Annotated in this window: 23 protein-coding genes; 9 read left to right on the top strand and 14 right to left on the bottom strand. The window is 66.3% G+C overall.

Annotated features, from left to right (window positions below):
- Positions 1 to 30: 30 nt before the first annotated feature.
- Both HWX53_RS13715 and HWX53_RS13710 read left to right on the top strand, forming a co-directional pair.
- A complete protein-coding gene (locus HWX53_RS13715; RefSeq protein ID WP_244140104.1) occupies positions 31 to 741 on the top strand; it encodes an extensin family protein in 711 nt (236 codons plus the stop codon).
- Between the two features lie 113 nt (positions 742 to 854).
- Positions 855 to 1,433 (top strand): hypothetical protein, encoded by a 579-nt coding sequence (locus HWX53_RS13710; protein ID WP_175941638.1) that lies wholly within the window; start codon positions 855 to 857, stop codon positions 1,431 to 1,433.
- A 24-nt stretch (positions 1,434 to 1,457) separates the two neighbouring features.
- On the opposite strand, the gene HWX53_RS13705 is transcribed toward HWX53_RS13710, so the two are convergent.
- Positions 1,458 to 1,802, bottom strand: coding sequence for a hypothetical protein (locus tag HWX53_RS13705; protein ID WP_175941636.1), 345 nt, complete (start codon positions 1,800 to 1,802; stop codon positions 1,458 to 1,460).
- Between the two features lie 183 nt (positions 1,803 to 1,985).
- Between HWX53_RS13705 and HWX53_RS13700 the strand changes: the two genes are divergently transcribed.
- The 3 genes from HWX53_RS13700 (at position 1,986) to HWX53_RS13690 (ending at position 3,845) form a co-directional block, all read left to right on the top strand.
- On the top strand, positions 1,986 to 2,615 hold the full coding sequence (locus tag HWX53_RS13700; RefSeq protein WP_241269921.1) for an OmpW family outer membrane protein: 630 nt from the start codon (positions 1,986 to 1,988) through the stop codon (positions 2,613 to 2,615).
- 184 nt (positions 2,616 to 2,799) lie between these two features.
- Positions 2,800 to 3,378 (top strand): hypothetical protein, encoded by a 579-nt coding sequence (locus tag HWX53_RS13695; protein ID WP_175941632.1) that lies wholly within the window; start codon positions 2,800 to 2,802, stop codon positions 3,376 to 3,378.
- Between the two features lie 65 nt (positions 3,379 to 3,443).
- On the top strand, positions 3,444 to 3,845 hold the full coding sequence (locus tag HWX53_RS13690) for a GFA family protein (RefSeq protein WP_175941630.1): 402 nt from the start codon (positions 3,444 to 3,446) through the stop codon (positions 3,843 to 3,845).
- A 141-nt stretch (positions 3,846 to 3,986) separates the two neighbouring features.
- On the opposite strand, the gene HWX53_RS13685 is transcribed toward HWX53_RS13690, so the two are convergent.
- On the bottom strand, positions 3,987 to 4,997 hold the full coding sequence (locus HWX53_RS13685) for a zinc-binding alcohol dehydrogenase family protein (RefSeq protein ID WP_175941628.1): 1,011 nt from the start codon (positions 4,995 to 4,997) through the stop codon (positions 3,987 to 3,989).
- A gap of 102 nt (positions 4,998 to 5,099) precedes the next feature.
- On the opposite strand from HWX53_RS13685, the gene HWX53_RS13680 reads away from it, so the two are divergent.
- Positions 5,100 to 6,026, top strand: a complete 927-nt coding sequence (locus HWX53_RS13680) for an NAD-dependent protein deacetylase (RefSeq protein WP_279612499.1) — start codon at positions 5,100 to 5,102, stop codon at positions 6,024 to 6,026.
- A gap of 499 nt (positions 6,027 to 6,525) precedes the next feature.
- Here HWX53_RS13680 and HWX53_RS13675 read toward each other — a convergent pair whose 3' ends face one another.
- Positions 6,526 to 7,788 carry an aminotransferase class V-fold PLP-dependent enzyme gene (locus HWX53_RS13675; RefSeq protein ID WP_175941625.1) on the bottom strand — a complete coding sequence of 421 codons (1,263 nt, stop codon included), beginning with the start codon at positions 7,786 to 7,788 and terminating at the stop codon, positions 6,526 to 6,528.
- A 211-nt stretch (positions 7,789 to 7,999) separates the two neighbouring features.
- On the opposite strand from HWX53_RS13675, the gene HWX53_RS13670 reads away from it, so the two are divergent.
- Complete coding sequence (locus HWX53_RS13670; protein ID WP_175941623.1) at positions 8,000 to 9,688, top strand: methyl-accepting chemotaxis protein; 1,689 nt, start codon at positions 8,000 to 8,002, stop codon at positions 9,686 to 9,688.
- Positions 9,689 to 9,810: 122 nt separating this feature from the next.
- Here HWX53_RS13670 and HWX53_RS13665 read toward each other — a convergent pair whose 3' ends face one another.
- The 8 genes from HWX53_RS13665 to HWX53_RS13630 form a co-directional block, all read right to left on the bottom strand.
- Complete coding sequence (locus tag HWX53_RS13665; protein WP_175941621.1) at positions 9,811 to 10,041, bottom strand: hypothetical protein; 231 nt, start codon at positions 10,039 to 10,041, stop codon at positions 9,811 to 9,813.
- A 105-nt stretch (positions 10,042 to 10,146) separates the two neighbouring features.
- The gene (locus HWX53_RS13660; protein WP_175941619.1) at positions 10,147 to 11,130 is read right to left on the bottom strand and encodes an MDR family oxidoreductase; all 984 of its coding nucleotides are present in this window, start codon (positions 11,128 to 11,130) and stop codon (positions 10,147 to 10,149) included.
- A gap of 66 nt (positions 11,131 to 11,196) precedes the next feature.
- Positions 11,197 to 11,646, bottom strand: a complete 450-nt coding sequence (locus HWX53_RS13655; RefSeq protein ID WP_175941617.1) for a PRC-barrel domain-containing protein — start codon at positions 11,644 to 11,646, stop codon at positions 11,197 to 11,199.
- Between the two features lie 128 nt (positions 11,647 to 11,774).
- On the bottom strand, positions 11,775 to 11,990 hold the full coding sequence (locus tag HWX53_RS13650) for a DUF2945 domain-containing protein (RefSeq protein WP_159833678.1): 216 nt from the start codon (positions 11,988 to 11,990) through the stop codon (positions 11,775 to 11,777).
- A 58-nt stretch (positions 11,991 to 12,048) separates the two neighbouring features.
- The gene (locus HWX53_RS13645) at positions 12,049 to 12,471 is read right to left on the bottom strand and encodes a DUF1810 domain-containing protein (protein WP_175941615.1); all 423 of its coding nucleotides are present in this window, start codon (positions 12,469 to 12,471) and stop codon (positions 12,049 to 12,051) included.
- 24 nt (positions 12,472 to 12,495) lie between these two features.
- Entirely contained in the window at positions 12,496 to 13,434 is a 939-nt protein-coding gene (locus tag HWX53_RS13640; RefSeq protein WP_175941613.1) for an aldo/keto reductase, read from the bottom strand.
- Positions 13,435 to 13,499: 65 nt separating this feature from the next.
- Positions 13,500 to 13,859: a winged helix-turn-helix domain-containing protein gene (locus HWX53_RS13635; protein WP_175941611.1), complete on the bottom strand. Its 360-nt coding sequence runs from the start codon at positions 13,857 to 13,859 to the stop codon at positions 13,500 to 13,502.
- Positions 13,860 to 14,105: 246 nt separating this feature from the next.
- Positions 14,106 to 14,675: a hypothetical protein gene (locus tag HWX53_RS13630; protein WP_175941609.1), complete on the bottom strand. Its 570-nt coding sequence runs from the start codon at positions 14,673 to 14,675 to the stop codon at positions 14,106 to 14,108.
- 197 nt (positions 14,676 to 14,872) lie between these two features.
- Here HWX53_RS13630 and HWX53_RS13625 point away from each other — a divergent pair, with 197 nt between their 5' ends.
- The gene (locus HWX53_RS13625; protein WP_175941607.1) at positions 14,873 to 16,138 is read left to right on the top strand and encodes a glycosyltransferase family 9 protein; all 1,266 of its coding nucleotides are present in this window, start codon (positions 14,873 to 14,875) and stop codon (positions 16,136 to 16,138) included.
- Here HWX53_RS13625 and HWX53_RS13620 read toward each other — a convergent pair.
- From HWX53_RS13620 to HWX53_RS13610, 3 genes are read right to left on the bottom strand one after another with little or no spacing between them, the layout of a single operon-like run.
- The gene (locus HWX53_RS13620) at positions 16,117 to 17,892 is read right to left on the bottom strand and encodes a chloride channel protein (RefSeq protein WP_175941604.1); all 1,776 of its coding nucleotides are present in this window, start codon (positions 17,890 to 17,892) and stop codon (positions 16,117 to 16,119) included. The two genes, HWX53_RS13625 and HWX53_RS13620, sit on opposite strands and share 22 nt — an antisense overlap.
- Before the next feature lie 29 nt (positions 17,893 to 17,921).
- Complete coding sequence (locus HWX53_RS13615) at positions 17,922 to 18,332, bottom strand: MarR family transcriptional regulator (protein WP_175941602.1); 411 nt, start codon at positions 18,330 to 18,332, stop codon at positions 17,922 to 17,924.
- A 7-nt stretch (positions 18,333 to 18,339) separates the two neighbouring features.
- Positions 18,340 to 19,485 (bottom strand): HPP family protein, encoded by a 1,146-nt coding sequence (locus HWX53_RS13610; protein WP_175942422.1) that lies wholly within the window; start codon positions 19,483 to 19,485, stop codon positions 18,340 to 18,342.
- A gap of 166 nt (positions 19,486 to 19,651) precedes the next feature.
- Here HWX53_RS13610 and HWX53_RS13605 point away from each other — a divergent pair, with 166 nt between their 5' ends.
- Positions 19,652 to 21,514, top strand: a complete 1,863-nt coding sequence (locus HWX53_RS13605) for a DUF3857 and transglutaminase domain-containing protein (protein WP_175941600.1) — start codon at positions 19,652 to 19,654, stop codon at positions 21,512 to 21,514.
- The last annotated feature ends 4 nt before the right edge of the window (positions 21,515 to 21,518 follow it).

Genomic DNA, 21,518 nt, shown 5'->3' with positions numbered 1-21,518 from the left:
CGGCAAGCGCGCCGCAATGCGGAGAGCAGGGTGATCGGGCGAATCATCCGCTGGCTGTTGCTGCTCGCGTTCGTCGCGGCGCTGGTGCTGGCGTACGGCGTGTACACGCGACGCATCGCCGTGCCGGAACGCTACGATCCGTTCGCGCCGCTCGACGTGCGCGCGCCGCCCGGCCCGCTGACCGAATTCAAGCTCTGGCGCACGACCCACGACCCGCAACTCTGCGATGCTGCGCTCGCGCAATCGGGCCTTCAGTATCGGCCGATCGCGGAGACGTCCGGGCCGGGCGGCTGCGAACTGACGAACGTCGTGCGCGTCACGCAATCGGACGACGTGCGCTTCAGCGCGCCGTTTCTCGCGACGTGTCCGCTCGCGCTCGGCATTGCGTTCTTCGAGCATCAGTATCTTCAGCCCGCCGCCATCGACGTGTTCGGCGAGCGCGTGACGCGCATCGAGCATGTCGGCAGCTACGCGTGCCGCAACGTGAATCATCAGAAGGACGCGGGGCTGAGTCAGCATGCGAGCGCGAACGCCATCGACCTGACCGGCTTCGTGCTCGCGAACGGTCGGCGCATCGCGCTCGCGCGCTGGGAGGACACCGCGTCGCCCGATGCGGTGTTCCTGCGCCGCGTTCACGACGGCGCGTGCCGTTCGTTCGACACCACGCTCGGGCCCGACTACAACGCGTTGCACAAGACGCACTTTCACGTCGACATGGGCCCGTATCGCATCTGCCGCTAATGCACGCGCGAGTCGGAATCCAACGTCAGGTTCGCTAGAATCGGGATGAACGCGGCGTGCGTCACGCGATGCGCGCCGTCCGCATTTCATCTCCTACCCGAAGGAAAGCGCGCATGACGAACCAAGCGGCCCCGATACAGGAACCCTACGAACGACGCGCCTTGCTGCTGCATCTCGGCGATGTGCTGGAGACGGTGTTTTGCCTGAGCCAATGCGCCGACGAGTACGCGAGCATCGGCGACGCGGTGCGCGGCAACGACGCGCTCGCGGGCTTCACGCTGCTCGGTTTCGTCGATGCGCGCATGACGCCGCGCGAGTTCATCCGGCGCGCATCGGGCGCATTCTTCGTGTGGCCGAAGGCGCTGCTCGACGAATCGCTGAATCGTCCGATGCTCGCGAACACCGTGAAGCACGATCTCTTCGAGGACAACCCGACCGGCTGGCGCGCGTATGTGGAGGAGAGGCGCGGCGAAGTGCCGTGGTTCGGCGAGGACTTGCCCGAGATCGCCGAAAGCGCGGCGCCCGCGCATGCAGCCCGCGAGGACGCGCCGAAGCCAAAGAGCGAGGACGCGCCGGAGCCAAAGAGCGAGGACGCGCCGAAGCAGAAGAGCGAGGACGCGCCGAAGCAAAAGAGCGAGACCCAAAAGCCGTCTCGCTATCTCACGTGGCCCTGGCCGAACAAGACGACGTGAACGCGGCTCGCGTCCTTTAAACGATCAAGGCTTCTTTCCCATGCTGCCCGCGTCGGTATCGAAGCCGAGGCCGTTTGGGCGCTTCGGCGGCGGCGCTTTTCCCGCCGACGTCTTGCCCGGCTGCGTTCTCAGCACGCCGCTTGCGTGCTCGGCCGCGACGGCCGGCGGCGTGACGTTCTGTTCCTGATACGCGGGCGTGCTGTCGTTGTCGAGCCGGCTCGGCTTCGTCTGGTTCGGCTGCGTGGTCTGCTGACCGCTCGGATGGCCTTCCGGCCTCGACGTCGGATTTTGCGCGTTCGCCGCCATTGCGAATGTGGCACCCGCCAGCATCGCCGCCAGTCGAGCCGCTGCTCCAAAAGTGGGTCTCATCTCGTTCTCCCAATGTTCTGTCCTTTGCTTCTGTAAAAGCAAGCAGCGGACCCGGCCGTTTTCCTTGTCGATGCGCAAGGTGTCGCGTCGCGGGATAAGCACACGCTGAATTCCGTTGTTCGCCGTCAAGTAGACGCTCGCCGCTCGCCGGGACAATCGAGCTTTCAACCGGGAATGCGAAAGATGAGAACGAAACTTCGGGCGATGCTGCTGGCAAGCGCGGCTTTCTTTGCAGGGACGGCACATGCCGGTGATGAAACGATGACCGGCATTCACGCGGGCGACGTGCTGGTGCGCTTGCGGGCGATCAGCATACAGCCGCAGGTGTCGGCGGGCGGCACGCTCGGCTCGCTGGGCGTCGATGTGAACAATGCGATCGTGCCGGAGCTCGACTTCACGTACATGATCCGCGATCAGATCGGCGTCGAACTGATTCTCGCGACGTCGCGGCATCAGGTGACATCGAACATCGGCGGACTGGGTGGCGTGGGCGTGCTGCCGCCGACCGTTCTGCTGCAATATCACTTCAATCATCAGGGCCATGTGCGGCCGTACGTCGGCGCGGGACTGAACTACACGTACTTCTACAACGACAAGCTCGAAGCCGGCGATACGCCCGTGTCCATCAAGCGAAGCAGCTTCGGCCCGGCGTTGCAGGCGGGCGTGGATGTCGACGTCGCAAAGAACGTCTTCATCAACGCGGACGTGAAGAAGATCTGGATGCGCACCAGCGCGTCGGCGGGCGGGGCGGATCTGGGGTCGCTCAAGATCGATCCGTGGGTGCTCGGCGTGGGCGTCGGCATGAAGTTCTGACGCGGCGGCGGGGCGCGCCGGATGCGGATTTTGGCGGAAGATACCGGTGTTTCTGGCGTGGCGCGGTGCGTGAGCGCGGTATCCTTGACAGCAGGCCCGGCGCAGACTCGCGGCCATACGCGCGAGCGACGCGGTGGCGAGCGAACTGCAACGACTAAAAACACCGCATCGGGGAACGCAGTCAATGAAACCTTCACATCTCGCGGGAATCGCCTTGCTCGTCGGCTCTTGCGCCGCTCTCGCGCAGCAGCCGATGACCTTGCCCGGCCGCAGCCAGAGCGCCGGACAACAGGCCGTGGACAACGCCGCCTGCTATGCGTACGCCAATCAGACGACGAAGGTCAACATGGCGCGAGAGTCGCAGGCCGCGCCGAAACAGAGCACAGCCGACACGCGCACGATAAGCCCGCCGCGTGCCGTCGAGCCGCCGCTGCCGCCGACCGCATCGGGCGCGCTCGCGGCATCGGCTGCGTCGCCGGCTTCGGGGGCATCGGCCGCCGTGGCGGCGTCCGGAGCATCGGCGGCGGTCGTCGCGGGCGCATCGGCGCCGCGCGGCGCGTCGGCGGCAATGGCGGCGTCCGGCACCGCAGGCACGGGCATGGCAGGCATGCCAGCGATGCCGGGCATGGCGAGCGGCGCATCGGATGCGCTCTATAGCGGCGACATGAAGATGCCGCCGCTTCCGCCGCCCGAGCCGCCGATGGTCCGCTACTGGCGCGCGTACGGCGAGTGCATGCAAAACCGCGGATACTTCGTGCGATGAGCGCCTGAGCGCGCTCGTGCTTCGTCGCGAGATTGCGGCGAAGCAGGCAACGCCGGGAGCGATGCATGAGCCGCCATTTCATTCACGAAGGACATTGCGCCTGTGGCGCGGTTCGGGTGCGCGTGTTCGCGGAGCCGAACGAGGTCAATCTCTGTCACTGCATGACGTGCCGCCGCATCCACGGCGCGCCGTTCGGCGTGTACGCGATCTTCGCGCGCGACGCGGTGGAGGTTTCCGGCGACACCATCGCTTGGGAAAGCTCCGCGACGGGCCGCCGCCATCACTGTCCGACGTGCGGTTCGCCGGTCTATCTCGCTTTCGATGGCGTGCCGGAGATCGAAGTGCCGACCGGCATCTTCGATGAGATCGGGCTGTATCCGCCCGAGTATGAGATCTGGCGCGATACCGCCGAGCCGTGGCACGACGCTCAAGGCAGGGCGCGTTATGTGCGCAGCCGGCCTCAATAGCAGCGAGGCAGTCCACGATCGGGTTCGCGTCGTCCGCTTCAGCGCAAACGACGCGGCCTCAGTAGCGGGCAATACTTCAAGATCGATGTGCCACCCCCCAAGGCCAGCCGCGCTACCCGCGCAGCCGACCAGATCAGCGCCTCAACACTCCACGATCGCCTTCACGACGCCCGCCTTCGGGTCAAGCAACGACGAAAACTGCGCGGGCACATCATTGAGCGCCATGCGATGCGTGTTGAGCGCATCCGTCGGCACGTCGCCGCGGCGCATCGCGGCGAGCACCGTCTCGAAGTCCTCTGGCGTGGCGTTGCGGCTCGCGAGCAGCGTCGCCTCGCGCTTGTGGAACTCGGGATCGGCAAAGGAGATGCGGTCCGGCACGATCGACACGAGCACGTACTTGCCGCCATGCGCGATGAACTCGAAGCCGCGCTCCATCGCGCGCGAATTGCCGGTCGCGTCGAACACCACGTCGAAGAACTCGCCGTTCGTCAGTTGCGATAGTTCCTCCTTGTCGCGCTCGCCGATCCGCACGGTGGCGTTCACTTTCAATTCGCGCTTGCAGAACGCGAGGCGATCTTCGCGCGTATCCAGCGCGGTGACGTTCGCGCCGCGCAGCCGCGAGAACGTGATCGCCGCCATCCCGATCGGTCCCGTGCCGACCACCAGCACGCGCTGGCCCGGCTGCACGTCGGCGCGCCGCACGGCATGCGCGCCGATCGCGAGAAATTCGACCATCGCCGCCTGATCGAGCGTGACGCCTTCGGCCTTATGGACGAATTGCGCGGGCAGATTCAGATATTCGGTAAACGCGCCGTCGCGATGCACGCCGAGCACCTGAATGTTGACGCAGCAGTTGGTCTTGCCCTGACGGCACGCAATGCACTTGCCGCACGACAGATACGGCATCACATAGACGGTATCGCCCGCTTTCAAGGCGCTCGCGGCGTCGGCTTCCTCGATCACGCCGGACAACTCGTGGCCCATCACGCGCGGATACGACAGATACGGCTGATTCCCGGTGAAGATGTGCAGGTCCGTGCCGCACACGCCGACGCGCTTCACGCGCAGCAGCACTTCGTTCTCGGCGCGCTGCGGCTTCGCGCGTTCTTCGGCCTTGAGGGTGCCGGGGGTTTCGCAGATGACGGTCAGCATCGTGTCTCTCGTTCGAATAAGGTGGGGCAGCGCACCAATCTATCGGCGCGCCGCCGTTTGGTCAAGCCAATTCCAGAATCGACGAAGTGGTAAGGCCGGTGCATCGGTAGGCATTTCGCCTTATATTTTCAAGATACCGCACCGGCAACTACCGCGCGTTTTTTTGCGCACCAAGGACAGCACGTGCTTTCACTTCATGACTTCGTCGAGCGGCATCCGCGGCTCTTCGTACTTTCCGGCGCGGGGATCAGCACCGAGTCCGGCATTCCCTGTTATCGCGATCGCGAAGGCCAGCGTACCGGCCGCGCGCCGATTCTCCTCAAAGACTTTCTCGACTCCGATTACGCGCGGCGGCGCTATTGGGCGCGCAGCCTGATCGGCTGGCCGGTGGTGGCGAGCGCGCGGCCCAACGCGGCGCATCACGCCGTGCGGGCGCTGGCGGCGCGCTCGCGCGTGCATCGGCTGGTGACGCAGAACGTGGATGGTCTGCACACGCGCGCCGGAAATCCGGACGTGATCGAACTGCACGGGAACATCGGCCGCGTGCGCTGCATGGACTGCGGCGCGCGGCACGAGCGGGCCGACGTGCAACGCTTGCTCGAAGCGGCGAATCCCGACTTCGTGGGCTACACGGCGCCTGCGGTGCCGGACGGCGACGCGCTCATCGAAGACCTGGACTTCGGCGCGTTCGACGTGCCCGGCTGCACGCGTTGCGGCGGGCTGCTCAAACCGGACGTGGTCTTCTTCGGCGAAGGCGTGCCGCGCGAGATCGTGCAGGACGCGGCGAGCGCGCTCGACGGCGCGGACGCGATGCTCGTGATCGGCTCGTCGCTGATGGTCTATTCCGGCTACCGCTTCTGCGAGTGGGCCGCGAAAAGCGGCAAGCCGATCGCGGCGATCAACATCGGCAAGACGCGCGCCGATGCGCTGCTCGCGCTGAAGGTGGAAGCACCGTGCTCGGAGGCGCTGGGCGAACTGATCGCGCGGCTCGACGCGCGATCGGCAGGTAGCCAGGCCGCGCCCGCCTAGCTTCTTATTCGGCACCACCCTGAGCACTTGGGCCTGCCGCTCGGCATCCGACCTGCGCTAGATCAGCGCGGGCCGCGTTGCGGTGACGATGTCGAACCTTCGCTGCCCGCGCGAAGGTGGAAGCGTCGTGCTCCGAGGCGCTGATCGAGCTGATCGAGCGGCTCGACGCGCGATCAGCAGGCAGCGGAAGCGGCGCCCGCCTAGCTTGCCTCGCGCGCTGACGGGGAAGCGCCAAGCTCGGAGCGGCTGGGCATGTTGATCGCGCGGGTCGACGTGAGGCGCGTGGACGGCGAAGCCCCGCCCGCCTAGTTCGCTTGGTTCGACAACACGCCAAGCGTCTTGGCGAGCCGCTCGGCATCGGACATCCGCGAGAACAACGCGGGCGTCGCGCGGGCCGGGTCACTGTGAAGATGTTGAACCTTCGTCGCCCGCGCTGAAGGCCTACGCTACCTCATTGCGCGGCTCGATGCACCATCCCAATCAGCGAAGCCGCGCCCGCCTAGCTCGCCTCGCGCGACAACACGCCGAGCGCCTCGGCGAGCCGCTCCGCATCCGACATCCGCGAGAACAGCGCGGGCGTCACGCGGACCACGTCTCCCGCGTCGGGGCCCGGCCGCGTCACGGTGAAGATGCCGAAGCGTTCGCGCAGCGCATCGCACGTCGCGCGGGCGCTCTGGCCGTCGAGCCGGAAAGCGGTGATGCCGACCGCCATCGACGGATCGTCCGGCGTGAGAATGCGCACGCCCGGCAGTGCGCGCGCCGGCTTCACCCACGCATCGCGCAGCGCCCGCAGACGCGCTTCCTTCGCATGCGCGCCGATGCGCGCGTGCAAGTCCAGCGCCGCCGGCACCGTGAGCCACGCGGCGAAATTCGGCGAGCCGGTATGCACTCGCGAGCGGATGTCGTCGGCAGGCCAGGCGCGGTCGCCCAGATACGCATCGATGTTGTTCAGATATCCACGGCGGATGAAGATCGCGCCGCAGCCGAGCGGCGCGCCGATCCACTTGTGCAGATTCAGCGCGGCGAAGGGCGCGTCGAGCGCGGGCACGTCGAAGTCGAGCGCGCCCCAGGAATGCGCGGCATCGGCGATCACGTCCGCGCCTGCTTCTTTCGCCAGGGCCGACAGTTCCGCGACCGGCATCACGAGGCCGGTGGCGAAGCAGACGTGCGAAACCAGCACGAGCCGCGTTCGCGGATGCTGGCGCAGCGCTTCAGCGTAAGTTTCGATGACCGCGCGGCGGAAATCCTCGCCCGCGCGCGGTTCGGGAATCGTGATCTGCACCGGCGTCACGCCGCGCCGCTCGCGCAGCCATTCCATCGCATCCTTGCCGCACGGGTAGTCGAGATCGCTGTACAGCACGGTGTCGCCCGGCGACAGGCGGTTGTAGCCGCTGATGAGCGCGAGCAGCGCCTCGGTGGCGTTGCGCGTCAGTTCGATTTCGTCGACGCCGCAGCCCATCGCCGCCGCGACGCGCTCGCGCAGGCCGTCGTGGATCGCGCCCCAGTGCGGACGCACGAGCGTCGTCGTCTCGTAATTGAGGCGGTCGATCCAGTGATGAAACACCGACTTCACCGGCTCCGCCATCGCGCCCCAGTAGCCGTTCTCCAGATTGACGACGGCATCCGTCTGCCGATACAGCGCGCGCACGGCGTCCCAGTACGTCTCGTCGGTGGCGACGTCGGCGGACGAAGCAGGCGAGGGCGGCAGCGCGCGCAACGCGGCGTCGAATTCGGGCGTGCGGATATCGAGCGGATCGGTCATGAGCAAAGTGGAGGCGGAAAGCCGTCATTATCGTCGACGAACAGAATATCGACGATGACACGTGCAGCCCTTCAGACGCGCGCCCGCCGCGCCGTAATCAAATCTAGAGCGACGCGACGCGCGGACAGCAAACGTTCGCGTCCTTTTTTCGCGCCGAAGAGCGCGGGCGTCATGCAAACAACGATTTTCCGGACCTGAGAGAGCCCCAAGCGTGAATCTCCGCAATATCACCATCAAGAACAAACTCATCGCCGGCTTCGGATTGCTCGCCGTGCTGCTCGTGCTGGTCGCGGGCATGTCGCTGCGGGCGCTGTCCACGGCCACCGACGGCTTCGCGCATTACGTGCACGGCATCAACGCGCGCGCCGACGTGGCCGCGCAAGTCCGCGCCGCCGTGGACCGCCGCGCCATCGCGGCGCGCAATCTCGTGCTGGTCACGAAGCCCGCCGATCTCGAACTGGAGAAGGCCGATGTCGAGCGCGCGCACGCGGACGTGCAGGCGCGCCTCAAACAGTTGCAGGACATGGTCGCGTCCGCGAACGACACGAGCGACAAGGCGCGCAGCCTCGTTGCCGAAATGACGCGCGTCGAGGCGCTGTACGGACCGGTGGCGACCGCCATCGAAGCGCTCGCGCTCGCGGGCCGTCACGACGAAGCCATCGTGAAGCTCGACGAGGATTGCCGCCCGCTGCTCGCGCGCCTTGTGAAGGCCACCGAAGACTACGCGACTTATACAAATGTGCGCCGCGACGAAATGGTGCGCGAATTCGAGGCGAACTATCAGGCGCAGCGCAACGTGCTGCTCGCGCTGTGCGTGTTCGGCGGACTGTTCGCCGTGATCGCGGGCATCACGGTCACGCGGTCGATCACCACGCCGATCGCGGAAGCGGTCGGGATCGCGCAGACCGTGGCGCGCGGCGATCTGCGCAGCCGGATCGTCGCCGAGACGAAGGACGAAACCGGCGATCTGCTGCGCGCACTCGCCGACATGAACGCGCGCCTGACCGATACCGTGAGCCTCGTGCGTGAAAGCGGCGGTGCCGTCGGCAGCGCGGCGAAAGAACTCGCGATGGGCAACACCGACCTGAGCCAGCGCACCGAAGAACAGGCCGCATCCCTACAGGAGACTGCAGCGAGCATGGAGCAGCTCACGTCGACGGTCCGTCAGAACGCGGACAACGCGCAGCAGGCGAGCTCGCTGGCATCGAATGCGTCGGAAGTCGCGCGCAAGGGCAACGATGTCGTCGGCCGCGTCGTGTCGACGATGCAAGGCATCAGCGATAGCTCCGCGCGCATCGCCGAGATCACCGGAATGATCGAGGGCATCGCGTTTCAGACGAATATCCTGGCGCTCAACGCGGCGGTCGAGGCGGCGCGCGCGGGGGAGCAGGGACGCGGCTTCGCGGTGGTCGCAACGGAAGTGCGCAGCCTGGCGCAGCGGTCCGCGACGGCGGCGAAGGAGATCAAGGAACTGATCGCGGAGTCGGTCGACAAGGTGCGCGACGGCTCGGCGCTCGCGGGCGAAGCGGGCTCGACGATGAGCGAAGTCACGCAGGCGGTTGCGCGCGTGACCGACATCATGGAGGAAATCGCGGCGGCGTCGGTGGAGCAGGGACGCGGCATCGAGCAGATCAATCAGGCCATCACGCAGATGGACGAAGTGACGCAACAGAACGCGTCGCTTGTGGAGGAAGCGGCGGCCGCGTCGCAGGCGCTCGAAGAACAGGGGCGCAAGCTGAACGAAGCGATGGGGTTCTTTAGCGTGGAGGCGGGCGGTTCGGTGATTGCGGCGATTGGGGCGCCTGCGCCGGTCGTCGCGCGCAAGGCAACGCGGCCCGCGCCGGTGCGAAAGGCAGCGGCGAGCGCTGAAGCTGATGCGAGCGGATGGAGCACGTTTTAACGCGAAGTGAAGCGTGGCAAGCCGCTGTGTCGGACTCCGCGTTTGCATGCACGATCGCGCGCCAGTCCATCTCGCCGCGAAACAGACATACGGCTTTTCCGGCGCGTCGGCGGGCGACGCACTCAAATGGCGAAGTGTCGATCGACGGCGCGAGTGGTGGTCCACGCCGCGCCGCGCTCCACGTTCGCATCGACGGACCCGTGCCCTTTGATTCGCCGAGAAGCCCCGCCCGCCGCATTCAACGCGTCGGCGAGCGAGATGAGGAGCGCGGCGGGCGTCGGCAGCACGGATTGCGAGTCACGCTGCGCCGCGCGCACGCCATGGCAATCGACGAGCACGCCCCGTCGTTTCACCCGCAGCAGACTCTGCGTGTGTCGGGGCGCGTGCAATCGGCCTCGCACAGTGGGATGGTCGTAACGTGCTAACCAGCCGAATTCGCCGCCAACGCCCCGCCGCGCTCACGCATTCACATCCACGATCACGCGCCCTTTGATCTCGCCGCGCAGCAAGCTCGCCGCGCTTTCCGGCGCATCGGCGAGCGAAATGGCGCTCGCGACGCGCTCGATGGTCTCGACGGGCACGTCCGCAGCCATCGCGTTCCACGCCGCGATGCGCTGCTCCGTCGGCACATGCACGCTATCGACGCCGAGCAGCGCGACGCCGCGCAGAATGAACGGCGCGACCGTCGCCGGAAAATCCATGCCCTGAGCGAGGCCGCACGCCGCGACCGCGCCGCCGTATCGCAAGCTCGCGCAGACGTTGGCGAGCGTGTGGCTGCCGACGCAATCGACCGCCGCCGCGAACCGCTCCTTCTGCAGCGGCTTGCCCGGCGCGGACAACGTCTGTCTGTCGATGACATCCGCCGCGCCGAGTTCGCGAAGCCGCGCCGCTTCTTCGGGCCGGCCCGTCGATGCCAAGACGCGATAGCCGCGCTTCGCGAGAATCGCCACCGCGAAGCTGCCGACGCCGCCGTTCGCGCCGGTCACGAGCACGTCGCCGTCGCCGGGCGCGACGCCGTGCTGCTCCAAAGCCTGCACGCAGAGCATCGCCGTATAGCCGGCCGTGCCGACGGCCATCGCCTGACGCGTCGTGATGCCCGCAGCAAGCGGAATCAGATGCCCGGCCGGCACGCGCGCCTTTTGCGCGAGACCGCCCCAGTGCGTTTCGCCCGCGCCCCAGCCGTTCATCACGACGAGATCGCCCGGCTTGTAATACGCGTGCGTACTCTCCTCGACGACGCCCGCGAAGTCGATGCCGGGCACCATCGGAAAGCTCCGCACGACCGGTCCCTTGCCCGTGATTGCGAGGGCGTCCTTGTAATTGAGTGTCGAATATTCGATGCGCACGAGCACGTCGCCCTGCGGCAAACGCGACTCGTCGATTGACTGAATGGACGCAACCGTGCGGTCGTCCTGTTTGTCGAGCAGCAGCGCGTTGAACATGAGAGTTCCGTCGAACGTAAGAGGGATGCAGCGGCCACCGCGCCGCTGCGTCATTCAATCACCAGATCAGTGATGTTCGGCGTCGGCGCGCGGCGCCGGCGTGGACTTCACCTTCGAGTACTGGAACTCGGGCAGCGCCTTGATGGCGTCCTTGGTCGCGCCCGGCAGCACGAGCTTGCCGTTCTTCACGTCGAACTGCTCGATCGGAATCGCCACGTCGTGGTGCGACACGCCGAGGAACTGATTGGCCGCGATGATCGCGAACGAGACCGAATGGTCGGGCGCGATGATGATGTCGTGGATCACGCCGACGCGCGCGCCTTCGTCATTGACGACAGGCTTGTTCAGAATCGACTTCTTGACGCTCCATCCGTCGATGATCGCGGTCGAGACCTGGACGGACACGCCGAGCGGCTGCGCGCCCGCGACCTGCGCGAACGAAGGGGTGGAAACGAGCGTGGAAGCAAGGCCGATGGCCGACGAAGCGAAGAGCGATGCCACGAGTTTCAAGTTCATATCGATTCCTCAAAAGATTTGGCAAGACGGTTCTGCGAGAAGGCGCAATGGACGGCGCGGTAGCAGTTTGACCGTTTCCCGGGGCTTTTGCATGAACCGCGCCGCCGCTCTTTTCTTTCTTCCGCCACTCAGTGCGATATGTGCTTGAGCGCGTTGCCTTTATGGACCGCGCGCTTGCCGCTCTTGTCGCTTTCGACTTCGTAGTGGGGATCGTCTTTCGACGCGTTGACGGTGTGACCGTCGAGCGTGGTGCGCTCGGAAATGACGCGCACCACGCGGCCCGTGGTTTCGCCCTGCGGCGTATTCCAGCTTACGTGGTCGTGGACTTTCAGCGATCGGCTCATGTCGGGCTCCGTTGAAGTAGACATGCGCATGGTGCAACGGCCATGCCTGTCGCCGGAATCAGCGCAGGCGCATGAGCGTCGCTTCGTCCGGCTGGCCGTCGAAATGGCGGCGTAGCGTTTCGTCGAAGAGCGGCTCGTCGGGCGCGGCGCGCGCGAACAGCGTCATCGACGAATGGAATTTCATATGGTCCGGATAGCCGAAAATGTCCTCGACGCTGCGCCCCTCGACGCCATTGACGATGCGCGTCAGTTCGACGAGCCGAGCGCCCAGCACCGGATGCGCGAGATACGCCTGCGCCTCGGCAAGCGACTGAATCGCGTAACGCTGCGCCATCGGGCTGTGCCCGAGCCCGGCGATCTGCGGAAACACGAACCACATCCAATGCGTGCGTTTGCGGCCGGCTGAGAGCTCGGCGCGCGCTTCATCGATGATGCTTTCCTGCGCACTCACGAAGCGTTGCAGGTTGAACGGATCGCCCATCGATCGTCTTTCTCCCGTTGAACGTCACGCGACGGCTTCCTGGATTCGCCGTTTCAGCGCCGCATCCGGATAGACGCCGATGCCCGCGTGAACGTTGTCCATCATGTACTCGCGGCGGCCCGTGCCCGGAATGACGCACGTGACCGCCGGATTGCCCAGCACGAACTTGAGCAGAAGCTGTGCCCAGCTCGCGCAGCCCAGTTCGGCCGCGAAAGGCGGCAGCGGCTTGCCGCGCAGCTCGGCCAGCAGCGACCCGCCGCCGAACGGCTGGTTGACGATCACCGCGACGCCACGGTCCGCCGCGAGCGGCAGCAGGCGCGCTTCGGCGTCGCGGTCGTTGGCGGCGTAATTGATCTGCACGAAGTCGACGCGCTCGGCGCGCAACACGGCTTCGACCTGCGGGAACGCGCCCGACGTGTAGTGCGTGATGCCGATATAGCGCACGCGTCCGGCGGCTTTCCAGTCGCGCAGGGTGGCAAGCTGCGTGCGCCAGTCGAGGAGATTGTGGATCTGCATCAGGTCGATGCGGGGCGCGGCGAGGCGCTGCATCGACTGCTCCATTTGCGCGATGCCTTCCTCGCGGCCTTCGGTCCAGACCTTGGTCGCGACGAACGCCTTGTCGCGCGCGTGCAGTTCGGTGAGCAGCGCGCCGGCGACGGCTTCCGAGCTGCCGTACATTGGCGAGGAATCGACGACCGAGCCGCCCGCCGCGAACAGCACGCGCAGCACGTCGGCGAGTTCGCGGCGGCGGGCGGCGTCGTTGCCGACATCGAACGTGCGCCAGGTGCCGCATCCGACGACGGGCAATGCCTCGCCGGTCGAGGGAATCGGGCGCCTGTGCATCGGCTCGATGGCCGCGTCCGCGGCGGATGCGCCAACGCCGGGCAGGGCGAGCGCGGCGGCTGCGGTCGCGCGCAGGAAGTCGCGCCGGCCGGGCGAGCGCCGCGTGTTGAGAGGCTTCATGACTCCGACTCCCGCTTTCGTTGTGCAGGAGCCACAGAATAAACCGCGCGGCGCGGACCCGCGCGCTACTTCTTTCTCGCTTCCTCCAGACACGCGGCCAGCTTTTCGAAGTAGGCGAGCGCCTTGGCGGTCGGCACCACCGATTTCGTGCGCAAGTCCGCGCCGGTTTCATCGAGCGTGACGAGACCTTGCTGTTTGAGGCGCGTGAGCTTGCGGTGGACGGTGGCGGGCGCGCCGGCGACGGAAAGCGCCATCGTTTCGGTGACCGTCAGCGTGCGGCCCGCGTGCCAGGCCGCCGTCAGCGCTTCGAGAAGGCGCTCCTCGGCCGCGTCCAACTTCGGCACGGAAGGCAGCGCCTGCACGGCCTGCGCGAGATTCAGAAAGCGAAAGTAAGCGTCGACGAGCGGTTTCTTCGTCATTGTCATGCGCTTGCTCCAGCGCTTGGGGAAATAGACATCGTAGTGCAGTGAATCATACTCGTTCGCGTCTGACGCTCCTTGCACAAAAAACTTATCAAGCTGATAAGCAAATGCTATGATGCGAAACAATCGAGTTGGCAATGAATTGCTGAATATGGCTGATTGCTACGCGAGAACCTGAGAGAGATGAGAGAAGCGGTGAAACAGGCGCCGCCCGGCATCGAAGCCGGGCGGCGCCATCCTTCGGCCGGTTCATGAATCACCCAAACGCCGCCGCAACGGCGCGACTCGCACCATCACCCACAACGCCAGTTTGATCGCGTAGATCATGATCAAACTGCCGGATAAATCTCCCACCACCATCACCACGAAGCGCTTACCCGCGCCCGCGGCTTCCCCATGCATGGCGAGCCAGATCTGATGCAGGGCGGGACTGGCGATCGAATACAGCAGAATCAGCAGCAAAAGACGCTTCGCCGTCAGATTGGATAACGACGTGCGCAAACCGAGCGCGCCGGTCGCGAATAGATAAATAAGATAAGGCGCGAGCGCGGAGATGGTGCCGTAGAAAAGCGAGCGCACCGGATCGTCGGGAAAATACAGGAAAACACAACTGACCCAGGCGGCGCACAGCATGCCGATTGCGCCGGCTTCCCCGAAGAGCAGCGTGCAAAGCAAGCGCATGCCGGCTGGCAGATAAATCCAGTTAGCGCCAGGCACGTATTCGGAATGCGGAAACAGTAATTCGTTTCCGACAAGCGTGACGAGAAAAAGCGCGGCCGTGCTCGCGATAATCGGCACGCGTTGACGAAGATATTTCATGACATGTGATAACGGTGAGGCAGCGGCGCGAGTCGCGTTGCCGTGCGGCTAATATGCGCAAACTGCAAACAAGCAGCGATATTTTATTGATCGATTCCGGCGGCAACATGCCTATCATTTAAGTCGGCACCTTTTATTACATCGAAAGAAGCGGCCGATCTGGCATCGTGCGCTGTCATTTCGCTCTCGTTCAAAATATGCCCGTTCAATCCGACGCCCGACTTCCGGTCACCATCGACAGCGTTCGCGCGTTGCGCATGGCCGGGCGGGCGCCCGAAGCGCAAGCCATGCTGCGCGAGATCGCCGCACGGCCCGATGCCGGCGGCGCGTGGGCGGGGCAGATGGGCATCGACATGAACTATCTCGGCATGTTCGCCGAGGCGGAAGCGTGGCTGACGCGCGGCCTTGACTATCCGATGCCGAACGTCAGCCGCTATCGGCTCACTGAAGAGCTGATCATGGTGCTCTTGAGCCTAGGCAAATACCACGAAGCGCACGAACTGCACCGCGCGAATCGTGACACCGGCTGCGCGGAGGCGCTCCTTCATACGTTGTTTTGCGGCGACAGGACGTGGATCGAGCGGCTCAAGCCCAAGATGCTCGGGATGGACGAGCCGGTCGCCGGCAAGTCGATTCTTCTGCTCGTCGAAGGCGGTTTCGGCGATTTCGTGCTTTTCTCGCGCTATGTCGATGCCCTGTTGCGCGAAGGCGCGCGCGAGGTGGTCTTCGAGATGTTCGATTTCTGGCGCGACGTCGTGCGGCCGCGAGAGCGCGTGCGCCTGTCGGTTCCGACGGTCGACGCGCGCTCGATGGAAGTCCAGCGGTGCGACCGCGTCGCCTCCGTTTTCCATCTGTGGGCGCGCTATCAGCCGTCGCCCTACGCGCCGCAAGCCGATCCGGCGGCGCTGATCGGTCTCGATGCCGCCAAGCCTTTGGCGCCCGAAGCGAGCGCACTATTGCACGCGGACGGCCCGCGGCCGAAAGTCGGCTTGATCTGGCGCAGCGCAAGTGGCGCACGCCACGAGCCGTATCGGTCGATGCAGTTAGCCGTCCTTGCCAGCCTGCTCGCCGATACGACGTGCCGTTTCTACTCGCTGCAAGTGGGCGAACCGGGCGACGCCGAGCGCGCGTTGATGAACGCGCACGGCGTCGTCGACATGGCGCCGTATCTGCACACATTCGGAAATACGGGCCGCGCGTTCGAGGCGCTCGATCTGATCATTTCGATCGACAGCGGGCCGGCGCATCTCGCCGCCGCGCTGAATCGCCCGGTGTGGGTGCTGCTTGCGCAGGCCTGCGATTGCCGCTGGTACGACTGCGCGCGCTTCACGCCGTGGTATCCGTCCATGCGTCTCTATCGGCAGACGCAACTCGGCGACTGGTCGCGCCCGCTCGCGGAATTGCGAGCGGACCTGCATCGCTTCGCCGCGTCGAATGACGCTTACGGCTTGCGCAACGCCTGAGCGCGCCGAAAGCCGCGGAAGCGTTCGCGTTGGTGTTCTTCGTCGAAATGCGCGCGCGCCGGCTTCACCAGATCGCTGCGCGAGACGATGCCGACAAGCCGCATCGACGCCTTGTCCGCCACGACCGGCAGGCGTTCCAGGTCATGCACGGCAAGGCGCGTGGCAGCGAGACGACACGGTTCGCCGGGCAGCGCGACGGCAGGCGCGGCATCGTTTTTTTGCGCGAGCGCCTCCCCGATCGTGATGCCGCCCGATTGCGACGCCTCGCCGAGCGCCGCCAATGCCGCGCGATCCAGCATGCCGACGAGCGCCCCGTCGCGCACGACCGGATACGCCCGGTGCGCCTGCTGCGGCCCGAAATGCCGCGCGAGCACGTCAGCGAGCGGCGTCGCGGCGTCGATCGTGTTCACGTCGCGCGTCATGACTTCATCGACGTGGTGACGCTCCAGCGGGTCCACCCCGTATTCGCGATAGATGTGATACCCGCGCCGCGCGATCTTCTCCGTCATGATCGAGCGACGCATCACCACGGTGGCGAAGCCGTGGGCGACGAGTGTCGCCGCCAGCAGAGGCAGAAGCGCGTTGCTGTCGTGCGTGAGGCCGAACGCGAAGACGATGGCGGTGAGCGGCGCGCCGAGTGTCGCGCCGAGCGTCGCGGCCATGCAGACGAGCGGCCACAGCGCCGTGTCGTGGCCCGGCAAGACCGCGCCGAGCACGGTGCCGAGTCCCGCGCCGAGCATCAAGAGCGGCGCGAGTACGCCGCCGGACGTGCCGGACGCGAGCGCCACGACCCAGATCACCGCCTTCACCGCCAGAATCGCGAGCGCCACCTGAATGGCGATGTGCTGATGCAGCAGATCGCCTATCACGTCATAGCCGACGCCGAGCGCGCGCGGCTCCAGATATCCGCCGATGCCGACCACGACGCCGCCGATGGCCGGCCACCACATCCAGTGCAGCGGGAGCTTGCCGAACGCATCTTCGAGCTTGTAGAGCGCCGCCGACAGACCCGACGCGAGCACGCCCGACAACAGCCCCGCGACGAGGCACGACAGCAGCGAAATCATGTGCGGCGGCTGCGTTTGCATCGGGAAAAGCGCGCCGGTGCCGAACACGAACGCCCGCGCGAAGCCGGCCACGGCGCACGCGAGCGCCACGGGCAGAAAGCTGCGCGGCCGCCATTCGAAGAGCAGCAGTTCGACGGCGAGCAGAACCGCCGCGACCGGCGTGCCGAACACGGCGGTCATGCCCGCCGCCGCGCCCGCCACGAGCAGCGTCTTGCGCTCGGCGGCCGTCACGTCGATGCACTGCGCGATCAGCGAGCCGAGCGCGCCGCCCGTCATGATGATCGGACCTTCCGCGCCGAACGGCCCGCCGCTGCCGATCACGATGCCCGAGGACAGCGGCTTGAGCACCGCCACTTTCGGCGACATGCGGCTCTTGCCGAAGAGAATCGCTTCGATGGCTTCGGGAATGCCGTGACCGCGAATCTTCTCGGAGCCGAAGCGCGCCATCAGTCCGACGATCAGCCCGCCGATCACCGGAATCACGATGACCCAGGCCCCAAGCGTATGGAGCGCGGGCGAGCGATCCTCGATGGAGAACGTCTGGAAGAAAAACAGATTCGTGAAGAGATGAATGAGCGCGAGCAGCACGACCGCCGCAAGCGTGCTGATGCCGCCGATGACTGCCGCGAGCCCGCAGATGCGCAGCAGCCGGTCGTTCACGGAAAAGTCGCGTTTATGATGATTCATGGCTGTCACTCCAGAAAACTCCGCGAGATTTAAAGATCGATTTGCGGGACGCGGAACGCGCCGTCGAGCGATTTCAACTCCGCGCGATGCAGCGCCGCGAGGCGCGCGAGCACCTGCTCGCCGCGCGCTTCGAGATGCACTTGCACTTGCCGGCGATCCTCCGCGCTCTGCTCGCGTCGCACGAGCCCGAGCGCTTCGCAGCGCGTGACGAGCGCCACGACGCCGTGGTGATGCGATTGCAATCGCTCGGCCAACTCACCAACCGTCGCCCACGCGCGGCCCGGAAAGCCCTTGATGTGCAGAAGCAGCAGGTATTGCAGCGGCGTAATGCCTTCTTCCTGCGCGGCGCGCTCCGAGAACCGCTCGAAGCGGCGCATCTGATAGCGGAATTCGGAAAGCTGCTCGAAGTCCGGCTTGGTCAGGGTGCGTGCGTTTTTCATCGTTTTTTCAGGCGCTCTTGCGCTCGCTCGCGAAGCTCTGGCGATACAGCCCCGAGATCAGATCGGTTTCGGTAATCATGCCGAGCAGGCGCTCGTTGTGATCGACCACCGGAATGTGGTGGTGCCCGAAGTCCGCGAACATCGGCACCAGTTCCGCGATGGGCGTGCGGGAGTCGATCGTGCAGACATCGGTGGTCATCAGTGAGCCGACGCGCGCAGGCGTCTGCGACGGCCCGCGCATGATGCGCTCGACGGCGCGCGCGAAGGCATCGCGGGGCGCGGACCGGTGCGCGGGCGCGAGGTCCGCTCGCGTGACGATGCCCCGCACGCGCCGCGTCATGTCGATCACCGGCAGCGCCTTCACGCGATGCCGGGCGAGCAGCGCGAGCGCCTCGTCGACCGTGGTATCGGGCGTCACGGACACCACGCCGCGCGACATGATGTCCGCGCAACTGAATTCGGTGAAGCGGCGCGCGTAAGCCTGCAACTGCGTTTCGCGCAGCAGCGCTTCGAGATCGTCCGGATCGACGTCGAGCATTTCGCTGCGGCGCGCGAGCACGGCTTCGAGATCCGCGCGCGTGAAGGCCGCGCCGTCCGGCGCTTTCGGCGACGCCTGCGCGACGTGCGGATAACGGTGCCCCGTCAGCGCGTGATAGACGATCGCCGAGCACAGCAGCGCCGCCGACTGGATGGCCACCGGCGCGAGCACGAAGCCGTAGCCGAGCGCGTGGATCGACGGGCCGCCGAGCACCGCGGTCAGCGCCACCGCGCCCGAAGGCGGATGCACGCAGCGCAGCGCGAACATCCCGCAGATGGCGAGCGCGATGGCGAGCGCCGCGGCATCGACGGGATCGTGGATCAGCGCGGCGCACGACACGCCGACGATCGCCGACACGAGATTGCCGCCGATGATCGACCACGGCTGCGCGAGCGGACTCGCGGGCACGGCGAAGAGCAGCACGGCGGACGCGCCCATCGGCGCGATCAGGAACGGAATCGCCGCGCTATCGCCGACGAGCAGACGCGCGATGCCGCCCGTCAGCGCAATGCCGATGAGCGCGCCCGCGCCCGCGCGCAGCCGTTCGGTCCATCTGAGTGTGACGGGTGCGGGAAGGAAGCCATGTAACCAGCGTAAGAGGACGGTGCGCGACACGTTTTCAGCGAGGAGTTCTTGTGAGAGGGTCAATGAATCGCGCGTCGGGAGCGCGGCGAAGCGTGAAATTATATCGCAACGTGATACAAATTGTCGCGGCGACATCGGCTCGGGTACGATGAACGTTCGCGCGTTTCCTCGTGAGCCGAACATGAGCCGGTTCTTCATGCGAATCCCGTACGCATTGGCGCTGTGCCTGGCTGCGACCGGCGCGTGGGCCGCGCCGGCGCCGGACGCCGACGAGCCGTCCACCGTCGTGAGCGACGTCCACGAGTTCGTCGTAGCGGACGACGGCTCGGTCAGCGAAGACGACCGCACCGTGCTGCGCGCGAACACGGCGGCGGGCGTCGACGAGATCGCGCAGCGTTACGTCTGGTACGACCGCAGCGTGTCGAAGGTGGACATCGTGGAGGCCTATTCCGTCGATGCGAACGGCGCGCGCCATGACGTCTCGCCCGATCAGATCCGCGATATTCAGGAGCCGCGCTCGGCGGGCGCGCCCACGTTTCAGGACGCGAAGCTGCGCGCGGTGATCTTTCCGGCTGTGGGCGTCGGCTCGACGGTGCACCTGCATTCGCGCAAGAGTCAGGCGAGCCCGGTCATTCCCGGCCAGTTCGGCTATTACGTCGAGCCGGGACAGCGGCCGGTGCTTGACCAGCAACTCGTTTTCGATCTTCCGGCGACGAAGCCGCTCTACGCCGATACGCGCGGCTATGTCGCGCGCGCGCCTGTCACCGCAAACGGCCGCACGCGCTATGTGTTCGATTACCGTCGCGAGCAGATCGCGCGCATGGAAAGCGGCTCCGTCGGCTATGCGCAATACGGCGACCGGCTGATGGTCTCGACGTTTCCCGACTACGCGAGCTTCGCGGCGAGCTATCGCGCGTTCGCCGTCGATGTGAGCGCGCGTGATCCTGCCGTGCGGGCGCTCGCTCAAGCGCTGACCGCCAACGACGCCGACGCGCGCGCGAAGGCCCGGACGCTCTACGACTGGGTGCGCCGCAACATCCGCTACGTCGCGATGTTCATCGGGCAGAGTCCGGCCGTGCCGCATCGCGTGACGGACGTGCTCGCGAACCGCTACGGCGACTGCAAGGATCACGTCGCGCTGTACGGCGCGCTGCTGGACGCGGTGGGCATTCGCAACGAGCCCGCGTTGATCGGCCTCGGCTCAGTCTACTCGCTGCCTTCGGTGCCGGGCTACGGCGCGGGCGCGATCAACCACATCATCACGTATCTGCCGGACTTCGCGATGTTCGCGGACAGCACGGCGTCGAGCGTCGAGTTCGGCTTTTTGCCGCTGGCGGACATGGACCGGCCGACACTGCTCGTCGATAGCGGCGCGCTCTCGCGCACGCCCGCGACGCAGCCGTTGTCGCGCACGGCGCGCCTTCAGATCGATGTCGCGCCGCAAGGCGAGGCGACGTTCGCGTATTGGGTAGAGGACGCGGGATGGAGCGCCGAGCTGGAGCGCATGAATCTGCGGCTCGCGAGCGCGCAGCGGCGCGATCAGATCGCCGCGGACCGCCTGCGTTTCACGAACTTGCACGGCGCGGGCGCGTTGACCACGACCGATGTGGATGCCACCAGCGGCCCGTTCGCGACGACGCTGCGCGGCACGCTCGACGACGTCGTCTGGCCGACCGGCACGACCGCCTTGCCCGCGCTCACGAGCCTGTCGGGCGGCATCGCCACGCAGACGCGCAACTGGCTCGCGGAACGCTCACGTACGCAGCCGTATCTGTGCGTGGGCGGCGCTTACGACGAGGTATCGCAGATCGCGCTGCCTAAGACCATGCGAGTCGCCGAAGTGCCCGACGATCTCGACCTGACGAGCGGCTTCTTTCGCTATCGCTCGCGCTATGTGTTCGATCCGGCGAGCAATGTGATCCAGGTATCGCGCACGCTGGATGCGCGTTTCGGCAAGCAGGTCTGTTCGCCGGAAGATTTCGAGGCATCGTTGTCGGCGCTTCGAAAAATCGAACGCGATACGCAGGCGCAGATCATCGTGAAGGTATCGGCGCAGTGAGCGC

The sequence above is a fragment of the Caballeronia sp. BCC1704 genome (assembly GCF_902833455.1).
Classification (GTDB): Bacteria; Pseudomonadota; Gammaproteobacteria; order Burkholderiales; family Burkholderiaceae; genus Caballeronia.
This window is presented reverse-complemented; position numbering and strand designations above follow the sequence as displayed.